Source organism: Neorhizobium petrolearium (assembly GCF_029854435.1).
GTDB lineage: Bacteria > Pseudomonadota > Alphaproteobacteria > Rhizobiales > Rhizobiaceae > Neorhizobium > Neorhizobium petrolearium.
Map to the genome: position 1 here is coordinate 3344403 of NZ_CP123000.1, position 13525 is coordinate 3357927.

General features: G+C 62.0%; 16 protein-coding genes. 9 read left to right on the top strand and 7 right to left on the bottom strand.

Annotated elements, in window-relative coordinates:
* Window positions 1-50: 50 nt before the first annotated feature.
* From QEO92_RS16585 to QEO92_RS16600, 4 genes are all read right to left on the bottom strand, one after another.
* On the bottom strand, window positions 51-851 hold the full coding sequence (locus QEO92_RS16585; protein WP_227703752.1) for an inositol monophosphatase family protein: 801 nt from the start codon (window positions 849-851) through the stop codon (window positions 51-53).
* 184 nt (window positions 852-1035) lie between these two features.
* A complete protein-coding gene (locus QEO92_RS16590; RefSeq protein WP_227703753.1) occupies window positions 1036-2304 on the bottom strand; it encodes an MgtC/SapB family protein in 1269 nt (422 codons plus the stop codon).
* Between the two features lie 130 nt (window positions 2305-2434).
* Complete coding sequence (locus QEO92_RS16595) at window positions 2435-3580, bottom strand: tetratricopeptide repeat protein (RefSeq protein ID WP_227703754.1); 1146 nt, start codon at window positions 3578-3580, stop codon at window positions 2435-2437.
* Window positions 3580-4233 (bottom strand): thiamine phosphate synthase, encoded by a 654-nt coding sequence (locus tag QEO92_RS16600; RefSeq protein WP_037156024.1) that lies wholly within the window; start codon window positions 4231-4233, stop codon window positions 3580-3582. Before QEO92_RS16600 ends, QEO92_RS16595 begins: the two co-directional genes overlap by 1 nt.
* A gap of 110 nt (window positions 4234-4343) precedes the next feature.
* Here QEO92_RS16600 and QEO92_RS16605 point away from each other — a divergent pair, with 110 nt between their 5' ends.
* Entirely contained in the window at window positions 4344-5114 is a 771-nt protein-coding gene (locus QEO92_RS16605) for a sulfite exporter TauE/SafE family protein (protein WP_227703755.1), read from the top strand.
* Window positions 5115-5221: 107 nt separating this feature from the next.
* Complete coding sequence (locus QEO92_RS16610; RefSeq protein ID WP_037156018.1) at window positions 5222-5485, top strand: ArsR/SmtB family transcription factor; 264 nt, start codon at window positions 5222-5224, stop codon at window positions 5483-5485.
* A gap of 145 nt (window positions 5486-5630) precedes the next feature.
* Here the strand turns inward: QEO92_RS16610 and QEO92_RS16615 are convergent, their stop codons facing one another.
* Complete coding sequence (locus tag QEO92_RS16615; RefSeq protein WP_227703756.1) at window positions 5631-5807, bottom strand: YdcH family protein; 177 nt, start codon at window positions 5805-5807, stop codon at window positions 5631-5633.
* 229 nt (window positions 5808-6036) lie between these two features.
* Between QEO92_RS16615 and QEO92_RS16620 the strand changes: the two genes are divergently transcribed.
* The 6 genes from QEO92_RS16620 to QEO92_RS16645 all read left to right on the top strand — a co-directional run bounded on the left by QEO92_RS16620 (window position 6037) and on the right by QEO92_RS16645 (window position 10463).
* Entirely contained in the window at window positions 6037-6240 is a 204-nt protein-coding gene (locus QEO92_RS16620) for a YdcH family protein (RefSeq protein WP_037156012.1), read from the top strand.
* A gap of 13 nt (window positions 6241-6253) precedes the next feature.
* Window positions 6254-6751 (top strand): 5-(carboxyamino)imidazole ribonucleotide mutase, encoded by a 498-nt coding sequence (purE, locus tag QEO92_RS16625; RefSeq protein WP_227705191.1) that lies wholly within the window; start codon window positions 6254-6256, stop codon window positions 6749-6751.
* A complete protein-coding gene (locus QEO92_RS16630; protein ID WP_227703757.1) occupies window positions 6748-7818 on the top strand; it encodes a 5-(carboxyamino)imidazole ribonucleotide synthase in 1071 nt (356 codons plus the stop codon). The genes purE and QEO92_RS16630 overlap by 4 nt, the downstream gene beginning before the upstream one ends.
* 127 nt (window positions 7819-7945) lie before the next feature.
* Entirely contained in the window at window positions 7946-8071 is a 126-nt protein-coding gene (gene ykgO / locus QEO92_RS16635; RefSeq protein WP_006726873.1) for a type B 50S ribosomal protein L36, read from the top strand.
* 97 nt (window positions 8072-8168) lie between these two features.
* Window positions 8169-8792 (top strand): tetratricopeptide repeat protein, encoded by a 624-nt coding sequence (locus tag QEO92_RS16640; RefSeq protein WP_227703758.1) that lies wholly within the window; start codon window positions 8169-8171, stop codon window positions 8790-8792.
* A gap of 360 nt (window positions 8793-9152) precedes the next feature.
* Window positions 9153-10463, top strand: coding sequence for an MFS family transporter (locus QEO92_RS16645; RefSeq protein WP_081952944.1), 1311 nt, complete (start codon window positions 9153-9155; stop codon window positions 10461-10463).
* Between the two features lie 139 nt (window positions 10464-10602).
* On the opposite strand, the gene pyk is transcribed toward QEO92_RS16645, so the two are convergent.
* Together pyk and QEO92_RS16655 are read right to left on the bottom strand one after the other, a co-directional pair.
* On the bottom strand, window positions 10603-12042 hold the full coding sequence (gene pyk, locus QEO92_RS16650; RefSeq protein ID WP_037156001.1) for a pyruvate kinase: 1440 nt from the start codon (window positions 12040-12042) through the stop codon (window positions 10603-10605).
* A complete protein-coding gene (locus QEO92_RS16655) occupies window positions 12042-12515 on the bottom strand; it encodes a DUF1036 domain-containing protein (RefSeq protein WP_407721424.1) in 474 nt (157 codons plus the stop codon). Before QEO92_RS16655 ends, pyk begins: the two co-directional genes overlap by 1 nt.
* 198 nt (window positions 12516-12713) lie before the next feature.
* Between QEO92_RS16655 and QEO92_RS16660 the strand changes: the two genes are divergently transcribed.
* Complete coding sequence (locus QEO92_RS16660; RefSeq protein WP_227703759.1) at window positions 12714-13505, top strand: N-formylglutamate amidohydrolase; 792 nt, start codon at window positions 12714-12716, stop codon at window positions 13503-13505.
* Window positions 13506-13525 lie beyond the last annotated feature (20 nt).

Below are 13525 nucleotides of genomic sequence, written 5' to 3' on the forward strand. Positions count from 1 at the left end.
CTGGTGATACCTCCCCTTTAATTCGGCTCTATGGCCGTAACACCAGAGACTTACCGCGTCGGAACAGGCCGGTTTGCAACTTCGAGCAATGCCTTCTGGATCAGTTCGTTGCCGGCGACAATATTGCCGCTGCCGAAAATACCCGTCGTGCCCTTCATGTCGCTGACGAAACCGCCCGCCTCACGGATGAGGACGATGCCGGCCGCCATGTCCCAGGGCGAGAGGTCGGCCTCCCAGAACCCGTCCAGCCGGCCGGCGGCGACATAGGCGAGATCGAGCGCAGCCGCGCCGAGACGACGAATGCCGGCGACCTCCCCCATGACATGGCGGAGTTCGACGAGGAACTTGCCGTGATTGCCGCGACCGAGATGCGGAACGCCGCAACCGATGACGCAATCAGAAAGCGCGCGGCGGGCGGCGACCCGGATGCGACGATCGTTCAGGAATGCCCCGCCGCCCTTTTCGGCGGTGAAGAGCTCGTCTGTCGCCGGATTGAAGACGACCCCGGCGACGACCTCACCGTTGCGTTCCAGTGCGATCGATACGGCGAACTGCGGAATGCCGTGCAGGAAGTTGGTGGTGCCGTCGAGCGGATCGACGATCCAGCGATGCGCGCCGTCCGTACCTTTCACCTCCTCGCTTTCCTCTCCGAGGAAGCCGTAGGTGGGGCGAGCTTTCATCAGTTCGTCGTGGACGATCTTTTCCGCCTTCAGATCCGCCTGCGAAACGAAATCGCTGGGTCCCTTCACCGAAACCTGCAGGTTCTGCACCTCGCCGAAATCCCTGGCGAGCGACTTGCCTGCCTTGAGGGCAGCCTGAACCATGACGTTGAGAAGGGCGGAACGAGCCATGCGGGAAGTCCTTGAGGGGTCCCGAATTGCATCTGAACGGGACTGCGTTTTTTGAGATTTTCTTGATGGGCGGCTTCAAGACCACAAAACCGCGAGAAATTCAAGCCATCCACCGGAGAGCGGACTATTGTTGCCACCAATCGTGTCCGTAAAGCGGTCCTCTTTCGATATTACCTGAGATCTTCTAAACCGCATCCTGCAGCCAATCCGCGGTCAGGCCGGCGGAGACCGAAAGCAGCGTCGCCATCCAGAGATGGACCGCAAAGCCCCGGCTGCCGAAGATCGCAGCGTAGATCGCCTTGACTACCATATTAACGAGCACGCCGACACCTATGGCGCGCGCGGCGAGCTTCGGATCGAGCGCCGGCAGCATGCCCGCCACCGTGACCGTCGTGGCATCCACATCGGCGAGCGCGGAAAGCGCCGAGGCGGCGATGAGACCTGCATCGCCGAAATAAAGGGTCGCGGCCCGGGCCAGAAAGGCCACGGCCGCAAGCAGGGCCGCCATCCTCGCAATTGCCGGAAGCTCGAACGGATTGGCCGGGGAATGCCCGTCATCCATCGACGGCTGGCGGGACGAAAGAAAGAACGCATAAGCCAGCATCAGCACGGCGCCGACGCCGATCGGCAGAAGAAGACCAGGCAGCAGACTGACCGCCAGCGTGCCGATCAGGAACGCGGTCCGCAATAGCGACAAGGCGCCGGCACTGATGGCCCCTGCCGCAAGCGATGTCGGGTCTGCGCCCTGGCGGCTGCGCCTGGCAAACGCGACGGTCGTGCCGGTCGAGGAGACGAGGCCGCCGATCCCTCCCGCCACCACATCGCCCCGCGAAGTCCCAAGCAGCCGGACCGCGATATAACCGGCAAATGAGATCGAGGCGAGCGTGATGACCAGGAGCACGAGGCTTCTGGGCGAAATGCCTCCGAACGGTCCGACCGGCTCGGCCGGAATGATCGGCAGAAGCACGAAGGTCATGGCGAGCAGGATCACCGCCGAGCGCAGTTCCACCCATTGCAGGCGCCGGATCGCCCCGTGCAGGAATTCGCGGCTGGCAAGAAGCGTGACGAGCGCTGCTCCGGCGGCGGATGCCAGCACCATGTCGCCCGTGACGGCAAGCACGCCGAGACCGAAGGTGAGGATTGCGGTAATGACCGAAGTGGCGCTGAAGCTCTCCTCTGCGATGGCTTCGCGCAGTTCGAACAGGGTCATGACAACCGTTACGGCGATGAGAAAACCGATGGTCACGATGCCTGGATAGACGGACGTCGGAGCGAGGCTTCGCTCGATCAGGCCGGCAATGCCGCCGAGCATGCCGATCATCGTGAAAGTTCGGATGCCGGCCGTGCGGGCGCCCGCCGGTTCGTCCCGTTCGCGCCAGTGCCGCTCCACACCGACCGCGGCACCGATGGCTATCGCCAGCCCGACACGTTCGAAAAGCTCGATATTGTCCAATCCCGTTCCGTCCCCCTATCGCCCCGGCGATTGCGCCGATCGGCCTCGGCCGGCCCTTCGCTCGCGCTCCGGGCGTTCGTCCTGAAATCGATTCACTGGATCGATTTCTCCGGCTGCGCCGGACCGCTCCTCACCCCCTGCGGAACTTGTTGGCTGCCTCGATCGCCTGCTTCTGCTGCTCTTCATTGATGCCGAGGTAGAAGTCTTCGAGCTCCGGATCCTGCAGACCGGCGCGGCGCGACAGAACGTACCATTTGGCCGCCTCGACCGGATTGGGCCGGGTGCCGAGCGCATTGATATAAAGATGCGCGAGCTTGTTCTGGGCGACGACATTGCCGCGATGGGCGGCGATCCGCATCCATTCGAAACCCTTGTCGTAGTCGCGTGTCCCCCCGATCCCGTTCACCAGCCAGAGCCCCATATCGAGTTGTGCGGTATCGTACCCGGCTTCGGCGGCGCGCTCCAGCCATTCGCGGGCCTTCGCCTTCTTCTCCGCCGGCATGTCCTTCAGCGTCACATAGAGCTGCGCCACGGCATATTGCGCGTCCGCCACCCCTTGCCCGGCAGCTCTTTCATAGAAGGGCAGCGCCAGATGCAGGCCGTTTTCACCCGGATTATCCGCAACGAGAATCTGCGCCCAGTTGAACTGCGCCGACGAATTGCCGGCTTCCGCGGCCTTGCGCATGAATTCGTCGGCTTGCTTCTTGTCGCGCGGGACATCTCGGCCCGCCATCAGAAGCAGCGCATACTGGAACATGGCAGCGGGATCGCCACCTTCCGCAGCCTGCTTGTACCAAAACGTCGCCGTCTTGGCGTCGCGCTTGATACCCAGACCCTTGGTCATCATTTCGGCGACGAGCGTCTGCGCCGCAGCGTCCCCCTTACCCGCACGTGTCAGCGCCTTGTCGAGAGCCGTCACGTAAAGACCGCGCTGATAGGCGCCATAGGCCTCGTCGATGGGGCCGTCGTAGGGCTTCTCGGGCGGTATGGGTGGCAAAGTCGCTCCCATGCGCTGATAGAGCTCCACGCCACCGGAAGGCACGATACCGTCCGGCTGGCCCTGCCCCTCGGCTTTGCTCCCTGGCGTTTCCGAATCTGCCTGCGTCTCGACCCGGTCCTTCTTCATCTGCTGGGTATCCGGCTCGACGGGACGTGTGACGGCCCTGGTGTCTACCTGTGCGAAGGCAACGGAGGGCAAAACCGCCGAGGCGAGAAGGCTCGCCAGCAGTCCATTCAGAATCGCGCGGTAAGTTCGGTTCGACGGCATGGGCCTCATCAAGCCTCAAACCGTGGCGCTTTTTCGTCCAGGGTCGCGTTGACTTCGGCGACCACCGCTCCGGCGCCCCTGGGATTGTCAAAGACTGCAGCGCGGAGCGCCACGAATTCAGCGCCGGTCTCGGCGACCGCAAGCGCCGACGCGGGATCGTTGCCGCCCACGACAATGCAGGGGATTTCCACCATCGAGGCCCACCATTCGCCAAGCGCAAGGTTCTTGGGATGCGCCTCCGGTTTGATGTCGCCGTCAAGCTTGCCGAAGAAGATGTAGTCGGGACGCAATTCGCCGATCTCCAGCGCCTGATGGCGATCCGCCGCCCCGCCGGCGCCGACGATGAGCTTCGGCACGAATTTCTCGATCGCCTCCTCAAGCTCGGCGGGGGAGCCGGCCATGTGCAAGCCGTCGGCCTTGACCCGGCCGGCTACGCGACTGTCGCCGGCGATCAAGGCCGCCGCGCCAGCCGCCTGGATGATCGGCACCAATGTCTCGGCACGCTTCTGGAAAGCCTGATCGTCGAGGCCGTATTGCGGCAGGATCACCGAGGCGACGTCGCCGCCCGAAAGCGCCTCTTCAAGCTCCTTCGCCTGACGGGCGGCATCATCATAGTCCGGTACAATAAGCACAAGGCGGCAGCGATCTTCCGATCCGGTCATGTTTTTTTCCATTCGGCGGATGGCGCCAATCGCAAATCCGCACTCGTTTTCTGTCCGTAAATTCGATAGACCGGACCGATTGAAGGATCAACCGCCCCGCCTCGGAACGAATGCCTGATACGCTGACCCTCGCCTTTTTCGCAGCCGCCATTCCTGCAGTCATGCTCGTCGGTCTCTCGAAAGGGGGGATCGGCGGCGCGATCGGCCTCATGGGCGTACCGCTCATGTCCATGGCGGTGGACCCGGTCAAGGCGGCGGCGATCTTCCTGCCGATCCTGATCCTCATGGACATCGTGGCCTTGTGGTCCTGGCGGAACTACAACGATCCCAAGACACTCTTGATGATCCTGCCGGGCGGCATCATCGGTATTGCGCTCGGCTGGGCGACTTCCACATATGTATCGGACGACGCGCTTCGTCTTGTCATCGCCGTGGCGACCATCCTCTTCACGGTCCGTTATTTCTGGCAGGTCTACGGCCCGCACTCGAACAGGCCCGCAGCGCCGCTGCCGCACCGTCCGGTTGCCGCCACCTTCTGGGGAGCGCTTTCCGGTTATGCGAGTTTCGTCGCCCATGCCGGCGGCCCGCCTTTCCAGATCTATGTCCTGCCGATGGGGCTGGACCCGAAATCCTACACCGGCGCCAGCATCCGTTTCTTCGCGATCGTCAATGCCGTGAAGGTCATTCCCTATTTCTTCCTCGGGGCACTGGACAGGGAAAACCTGACGATCTCCGCGACGCTTCTGCCCATAGCGCTGCTGGCGACCATAGCAGGTGCGGCGGTCGTCAAGCATCTGAAGGCCGAGATCTTCTATCCCATGACCTATGGCCTGGCCTTTCTCGCCGGATTGAAACTGCTCTGGGACGGCCTGCCGCTGTAAGCGCGAGCACAACATCACTAAATAAGCAACGCAGCATATAGTGTCATTTATTGCTGCAACGCACAATAAATCTTGCCGTTACCATGCGTTTACCGTAAGTTTGACATATGACAACAACAGTTGACCCTTTTGCAGCCATAGCTGACCCGAACCGGCGGTATCTGCTGGAGGAATTGCGGCGTTCGCCGAAAACGGTCAACGAACTGGCACAGGGCCTGCCGATCAGCCGGCCTGCAGTGTCGCAGCATCTGAAAGCCCTGCTCGACAGCAATCTTGTCAGCGTCACGGCAGAAGGCACGCGGCGCATCTATGCCGTCAACAGCAAGGGTTTCGACAGGCTCAATCTGTGGCTGGATCAGTTCTGGTCGTGACCTAAGATTTGCAAGTCACCTGTTTTAGGGTCGTCGGCCACGACCAGAACTTCATTTTCATACTGTCTGGATTGTTTTGCCGCTTCCTGAGATGCCTCTTATTTGATCCTAACGCGAGGCAGCGGCCAGTTCTCCCATTGAAAGATTAGTGACGCGTAGAGGCTTTGAGCCGTTGCATTTCGTCTTTAATGCGCAGCTTGCGCCGCTTGATGTCAGCAATTTGACGATCATCGGAAGAGGGGGACGCCAGAATGTTTTGGAGTTCCTCCTCCAGAGCGCCGTGCTTCTTTTCAAGCGATGCGATATGAGCCTGGACGGTCATGTGGCATGTTCCTTCCTTGGTCACCTGCCCCGGCTTCACCCTTGGCCGAGGCTTCAGGTTTACGACGGAAGTGTGACACGATCGACCCCATTTGTCGAAGGAGAAATCGTGGTTTGAACAAGGCAAATTCGTGACGGCGGCTAACTTCCAGTTAACGCGGTTTGGTGGTAGAGGCTTGCGGACATTGCTGGCGACCACAAAATGCCGGATATGAAAATGGGGACCGAAAATGGCTGATCAGGAACAGGCGGATATCCGGCTGGCGCTCGCGAAACTCCGTCAGGAGCACGAAGATTACGACGCTGCCATCAACGCCATGATCGAGGTCGGCTGTGACGCGCTCCGAATTCAGCGCATGAAGAAGAAGAAGCTGGCGATCAAGGACAAGATGAGCCAGCTTGAAGACCAGATCATCCCCGACATCATTGCTTGAGGGAGGCATCATGCTGGCAGAAAGACCACCCGTCGCCATCATCATGGGAAGCCAGTCCGACTGGGAGACCATGAAGAACGCCGCCGATACGCTGGAGGCGCTCGACATCGGTTATGAGGCCCGGATCATTTCCGCGCATCGGACACCCGAACGGATGATGGAGTTCGCCAAGACCGCTCGCGCCGAGGGTTTTCAGGTCATCATCGCCGGCGCCGGCGGTGCAGCCCATCTCCCCGGCATGACCGCCGCCATGACGCCGCTGCCGGTCTTCGGCGTGCCGGTGCAGTCCAAGGCGCTGTCGGGCCAGGACAGCCTGCTCTCGATCGTGCAGATGCCCGCGGGCATCCCGGTCGGGACGTTGGCGATCGGCAAGGCCGGAGCGATCAATGCCGCACTGCTTGCTGCAGCGGTCCTGGCACTCAATGACGACGAGGTCGCCGACCGTCTCGACGAATGGCGCGCCCGCCAGGCGGCGGCCGTTGCAGATTACCCGATAGACGAGGTTCCATGACGGTCCACACGATCGGCATCATCGGCGGCGGACAGCTCGGCCGCATGCTGGCCATTGCCGCAGCGCGGCTCAACTTCCGCACGATCATCCTGGAGCCGCAGGCCGACTGTCCGGCGGCGCAGGTGGCGAGTGCCCAGATCACTGCAGCTTACGATGATCCGGCAGCGCTTGCCGAGCTCGCCAGCCGCTGCGACATCGTCACCTATGAATTCGAGAACGTTCCGGTTCTGGCTGCCGAAACGCTGCAGCTTGCGGTGCCTGTCCATCCGCCGGCCACGGCGCTGGAGGTTGCGCAGGACCGCCTCACCGAAAAGAGCTTCCTCAATTCCTGTGGCATCGAGACTGCAAGGTTCCACGCCGTCGACAGCCAGGCCGACCTCGAAAAGGCGCTCGCGGATTTCGGCGGCAAGGGCGTCTTGAAGACCCGCCGGCTCGGCTACGACGGCAAGGGCCAGCGCGTCTTCCGCTCGGCTGCGGATAGCCCGGCCGGCGCATATGACGACCTGGGCGGCGTGCCGCTCATTCTCGAAAGCTTCGTGCCGTTCGAGCGCGAGGTGTCGATCATCGCCGCCCGCGGCAAGGATGGCGCCACCGCCTGCTACGATCCGGCCGAAAACGTCCACCGACACGGTATCCTGCATACCTCCACCCTCCCCGCACGCATCTCCGATGCGACGGCGCAAGTCGCCCGCGAATCGGCGAAGAAACTGCTTGCCGCGCTCGACTATGTCGGCGTCATCGGCATCGAGTTCTTCGTGATGGCGGATGGGACCTTGATCGCCAACGAGATCGCCCCGCGTGTCCACAATTCCGGCCACTGGACGGAAGCCGCCTGCGTCGTTTCGCAGTTCGAGCAGCATGTCCGTGCCGTTGCCGGACTGCCCCTCGGCGATCCTGCACGCCATACGGACTGCGTAATGACCAACCTGATCGGCGACGACATTCTCGACGTTCCCGCCTGGCTGGCGAAGAAGAATGTGCTCGTTCATCTTTATGGCAAGACGGAATCCCGTCCCGGCCGAAAAATGGGCCATGTGACCGAGCTTAAAACACTGCCGCAAGGTTGACATGCGCCCGGGCTCGGGTTATCTGCACGCCCAACTTGAGAGCGCGCCCCCTCCAAGATAAAGGCGGCGCGCTTTTGATTGATAAGGACAAGCGGCTTTCGAGCCCACAGACTGCTGGACCAGAACAATGAAGATCAAGAACTCGCTCAAGGCGCTGAAGGCCCGTCACCGCGATAACCGCCTGGTTCGCCGCAAGGGCCGTATTTACATCATCAACAAGCAGAACCCGCGCTTCAAGGCTCGTCAGGGCTGATACGGTTCCGGTCCCGGACATCCCGCGGACCGATCAAATTGTCGATAGCGCGACAAATCGGGTTTGACCTTGAGCGCATGCGGATTACCTTATCCGCATGCGCTATTTTCGTTTCAGCTCTCTGATTCTGGCCGCGACCTTCGCCGCCTCCTCGACTCTCGCCCAGACGGCAACGCCTGCCCCGCCTGCCGTCATCCCGCAGCAGGCAGATCCAGCCGTTCCCACATCGGCTTCGCAACCGGCCAATCCGCTCGATCCGCTGTTCGAGGCGCTGAAGCGCGAACGCGATCCGGATAAGGCGCGCGGCATCGCCACCCAGATCATGACCGACATGAACGATTCGGGGAGCGCCACGGTCAATCTCCTGATGCAGTGGGCCGCGACCGCTATCAAGGAGAAGCGCAATGCCGCCGCACTCGATTTCCTCGACCAGGTGACCCTCCTCGATCCTGCCTATCCCGAGGGCTGGAACCGCCGTGCGACACTGCACTACACCATGGGCAACACGCGCAAATCCATGGCCGACATCGCCGAGGTGCTGAAGCACGAGCCACGCCATTTCGGCGCGATCGCCGGCATGGCGGGCATCCTGATGGAAGCAGGCAAGGATCAACTCGCCCTGAAGGCCTGGGAAGATTATCTCGCCATCTACCCCGCCGATCGGGAGGCGCAGGAAGCGGTAACGAAACTCTCCGAAAAGATCGCCGGCAACCGGACGTAAACCATCCATAACGGCATGTCCCGGCCGGGTCCGAGCGCCGGATCCCTCGCCTCGGAGAAAGCGAAGGCGTGATCTCGCATCACCGCCGGCATTTCAATTCCGTGCGATATGTGAACAACGCACAATTACCGCACAAGTCGTTTGACGTTTACGTAGCCGTCGCATTATTTCAGCGCATCTTGCCGATCTCACCCATTGGCGCAGTAATATCTCTGCAGGGGCCGGAGGTTTCACAGGTCCCGATTTCACAAAACCAGCAGCTGCTGCGGCGGCGTCTCCTTGACAACGCCGGGACGACGTTTGCGGGAAAGTCATTGTTTATCGGTAACCCAACGGAGGGACTGTATGTGGAAAAAAGACATGAACCAGATGGCGCCCATCGATGACGCGCATGACACGCGCCGGCGCATCTTTGCCATCGTTGGCAGCGCCTCGGGCAATCTGGTGGAATGGTACGATTTCTATGTCTATTCCTTTTGCGCGCTCTATTTCGCCTCGGAGTTCTTTCCCGCCGGCGACAGTACGACCCAACTCCTGAATGCCGCCGCTGTCTTTGCTGCCGGCTTCCTGATGCGCCCGATCGGCGGCTGGCTCTTCGGCCGCATCGCCGACAAGCTCGGACGGCGCACATCGATGCTGATTTCGGTGACGATGATGTGCCTCGGCTCCTTCATCATCGCGGTACTGCCGACCTACCAGACGATCGGCATTCTCGCGCCCATCCTGCTCCTCCTGGTGCGTCTGCTGCAGGGGCTTTCCGTCGGCGGCGAATACGGCACGACGGCGACCTATATGAGCGAGGTGGCGCTTGCCGGACGGCGCGGCTTCTTCGGTTCGTTCCAGTATGTGACGCTGATCGGCGGCCAGCTTCTCGCCGTCCTTGTCCTCGTCATCCTGCAGCAGTTCCTGAACGAGGCCGAACTGAAGGCCTGGGGCTGGCGCATTCCTTTCGCGATCGGCGGCGTCGCTGCCATCGTCGCACTCTTCCTGCGCCGCTCGCTGCACGAGACCTCGACCGAGGCGACGCGCGGCAAGAAAGAGGCAGGCACTCTTGCAGGCATCTTCAGGCATCACAGGAAGGCGTTCTTCACCGTCGTCGGCTATACGGCGGGCGGATCGCTGATCTTCTACACCTTCACCACCTACATGCAGAAATACCTCGTCAATACGGCGGGTATGAGCAAGGAAACCGCCAGCACCACCATGACGGCCGTGCTTTTCGTCTACATGCTGCTGCAGCCTGTCTTCGGCACTCTTTCCGACCGGATCGGGCGGCGAAATTCCATGCTTCTCTGGGGCGCGCTGTCGATCGTCACCACCGTGCCGCTGCTGACGGCGATCGGCCAGGTGACGAGCAGCACGCTGGCTTTCGTGCTTATCACCACGGCGCTCGCCATCGTCAGCATCTACACCTCGATCAGCGGGCTGGTGAAGGCCGAAATGTTCCCGGCGGAAGTGCGCGCGCTCGGCGTCGGCCTTGCCTACGCCATCGGCAATGCGCTCTTCGGCGGAACGGCGGAATATGTGGCGCTCTGGTTCAAGTCGATCGGCCACGAAAGCTGGTTCTTCTGGTACGTCACCGTCATGATGGTGATCGCCTTTACCGCCGCGATCATCATGCCTGACGCCCGCAAGAAGGGCTACCTGCAAGGGCATGGCATGGTCGACTGAGGCCGTCCCGACCATCGTAGACAACAACGACGCCGCCTCTCGGGGCGGCGTTTTCATGCGCACGAACGAGAAACCCGCCGGGTCGCCCCGGCGAGTTTCTCTTGAATAGGATCTGCGTGAAAACAGCGACCGGACCCGTTCAGATGCCCGTCTGGCCGTCGGAGCCGATATAGGCGATGCGCAGCATGTTGGTGGCGCCGGGCGTACCGAGCGGCACGCCGGCCGAGATGATGATCCGGTCACCCGGATTGCCGAAACCTTCGGACACGACGATACGGCAGGCGCGGTTCACCATGTCGTCAAGATCGATCGCATCATGCGTGACCACGCAGTGCATTCCCCAGACCACGGAAAGCCGGCGTGCCGTCTGGACGATCGGCGACAGCGCGATGATCGGCACCTGCGGGCGCTCGCGCGAGGCACGCAACCCCGTTGTACCCGACGAGGTATAGGTGACGATGGCCGAAAGCCGGAGCGTCTCGGCGATCTGACGGGCGGCAAGCGAGATGGCGTCTGCACCGGTCGCCTCGGGCGTAGCGCGCTGCGCGTAGATGATGCTGGGGAAAAGCGGGTCCTGTTCGACCTCTCGGGCGATCGACGCCATCATCGAGACGGCTTCGACCGGATACTGGCCGGATGCCGATTCCGCCGACAGCATGACCGCATCCGCGCCTTCGAAGACGGCGATCGACACGTCCGAGACTTCCGCGCGGGTCGGCACCGGCGAGGAAATCATCGATTCCAGCATCTGGGTCGCGACGACGACCGGCTTGCCGGCCCGGCGACAGGCGCGCGTGAGCTGCTTCTGGATGCCTGGCACGGTTTCGATCGGCATTTCGACACCGAGGTCGCCGCGCGCCACCATGACCGCATCGGAAAGCTCGATGATCTCGTCGATACGCTCGAGGGCTTGGGGCTTCTCGATCTTCGACATGATACCGACGCGACCGCGGGCGATCTTGCGTACTTCGGCAAGGTCGTCGGGACGCTGAACGAAGGAAAGCGCGACCCAGTCGACATCATCGGTTGCCAGCACCGCATCGAGATCGACCCGGTCCTTGTCGGTGAGCGCACCGACGCCAAGCAGCGTGTCGGGAAGGCTGACGCCCTTGCGGTCGGAAATGCTGGTGCCGGCGATCACGGTGCAGACGATGCTCTTTCCATCGGCCTTCTCAGCCTTCAGCGCGAGCTTGCCGTCATCGATCAACAGGCGGTGACCGGGCTTCACGGCTTCAAGGATTTCCGGATGTGGCAGGAAGACACGGGTCTCGTCGCCAGGCTCGTCGCGGTTGTCGAGCGTGAAGGTCTGGCCGGGCGTCAGCGTCACCTTGCCGGCGGCGAACTTGCCGACACGCAGCTTCGGGCCCTGCAGGTCGCAGAGGATGCCGATCGGCCGGCCGCATTTGGCCTCGACGGCGCGGATGCGGGAAATCAGCGTGCGCATCAGATCATGGCTGGCATGGCTCATGTTGATGCGGAAGAGATCGGCCCCCGCCTCGTGCAACTTCTGGATCATCGCCTCCTCGGAGGAAGCCGGTCCCAGCGTCGCGAGGATCTTTACTTTGCGGTTGCGCCTCATCAATTCTGGCCTTCTTGTGTGCCGGGCGCATCCGAAAGCTGGACCATCCAGCCCCCCTGACGGCCCGTGTCATATTCCTTGAAGCCCATGCGCTGGAAGCCACGGGCGAAACAATCGTTGACGCCGACGATCTTGAACTCGTTCTCCGCGACGCACATGTTGACATTGCCAGCCCAGCGGCCGCCGCGGGCCGCATCCTCGGCATAAAGATAGTAGTAGCGCGACTGCAGCTCGCCCTCGATCAGCGTGGCACAGGTGGAGGCCGGCACCTGCCACCAGCCTTCCGTGGTCCAGCCCTCGGCAGCGCGATAGCCGATCGCCACGCCGACGAGGTTCTGGGTGCCGTTGCACACGCGGAAATCCGCATGCGCGGCGCCTGCCGCAAAGAGCGGCACACCGACGGCCACAATGGCGACGAGCGCGGGAACTGAAACGAGAGAACGAAGATAGGCTGTGGGGGATTTTTTCGACACGGTTTCCGTCAGGACTCCATGATTATTCGTGAAGCACTTTCTTCGCGCGGCGTAGTCTGAAAGTCAACGAAAGTCTAATCGATTAAGCAACCTTCACACCGCCAATCGTCATCTTCGACGGGCGGCGGACGGCTTGCGCCGGACGCCTCACCGTGTCATCAACCCAATCTCCGCAACGACCTCCATTTCCCACGCGCGATGCAGGACTTCATTCCTTTCGAGATCATAGAAGGCGATTATGACAGCGGCATGGTGCTGCTGGCCGACCATGCCATGAACCGCCTGCCCGCCGCCTATGGCAGCCTCGGCCTGCCGGAAAGCGCGTTTCACCGACACATTGCCTTCGATATCGGCATCGAAGGACTGACGCGCAGGCTGGCCGCGATGCTGAATGTCCCGGCCGTCCTGAGCTGCTTTTCCCGCCTGCTGATCGATCCGAACCGCGGCGAAGACGATCCGACGCTGATCATGAAGATTTCCGACGGCGCGATCATTCCCGGCAATCACCCGATCACAGAAGCCGAATGGGACTTTCGTCTCGACAATTATCACCGGCCCTATCATCGCGCGGTCGAACGGACGATCGCCAAGGCGGGTGCCTCCGGCCATGCGCCGCTCGTGCTCTCGCTGCATTCCTTTACGCCTTTCTGGAAAGGCACTCCCCGCCCCTGGCACGCGGCGGTTCTCTGGGACAGCGACCCTCGCGCCGTACTCCCCTTTCTTGAACTCTTGCGCCAATCGGCGGATATCGAGGTCGGCGACAACGAGCCCTATGACGGCGCACTGAAGGGCGATACGATGTACCGGCATTGCATGATGTCCGGCACGCCGCATGCTCTCCTCGAAGTGCGGCAGGACCTGATCGGCGACGAGGCGGGGATCTCGGCCTGGGCGGAAAGGCTGGAGCCGATCTTCAAGACGCTCAATGCCGACCCCACATTGCACGAATACAAGATCTTTCCGTCGCGCACGGGCCCCTATACCGGCTGATACGAACATCAGGAGACGAT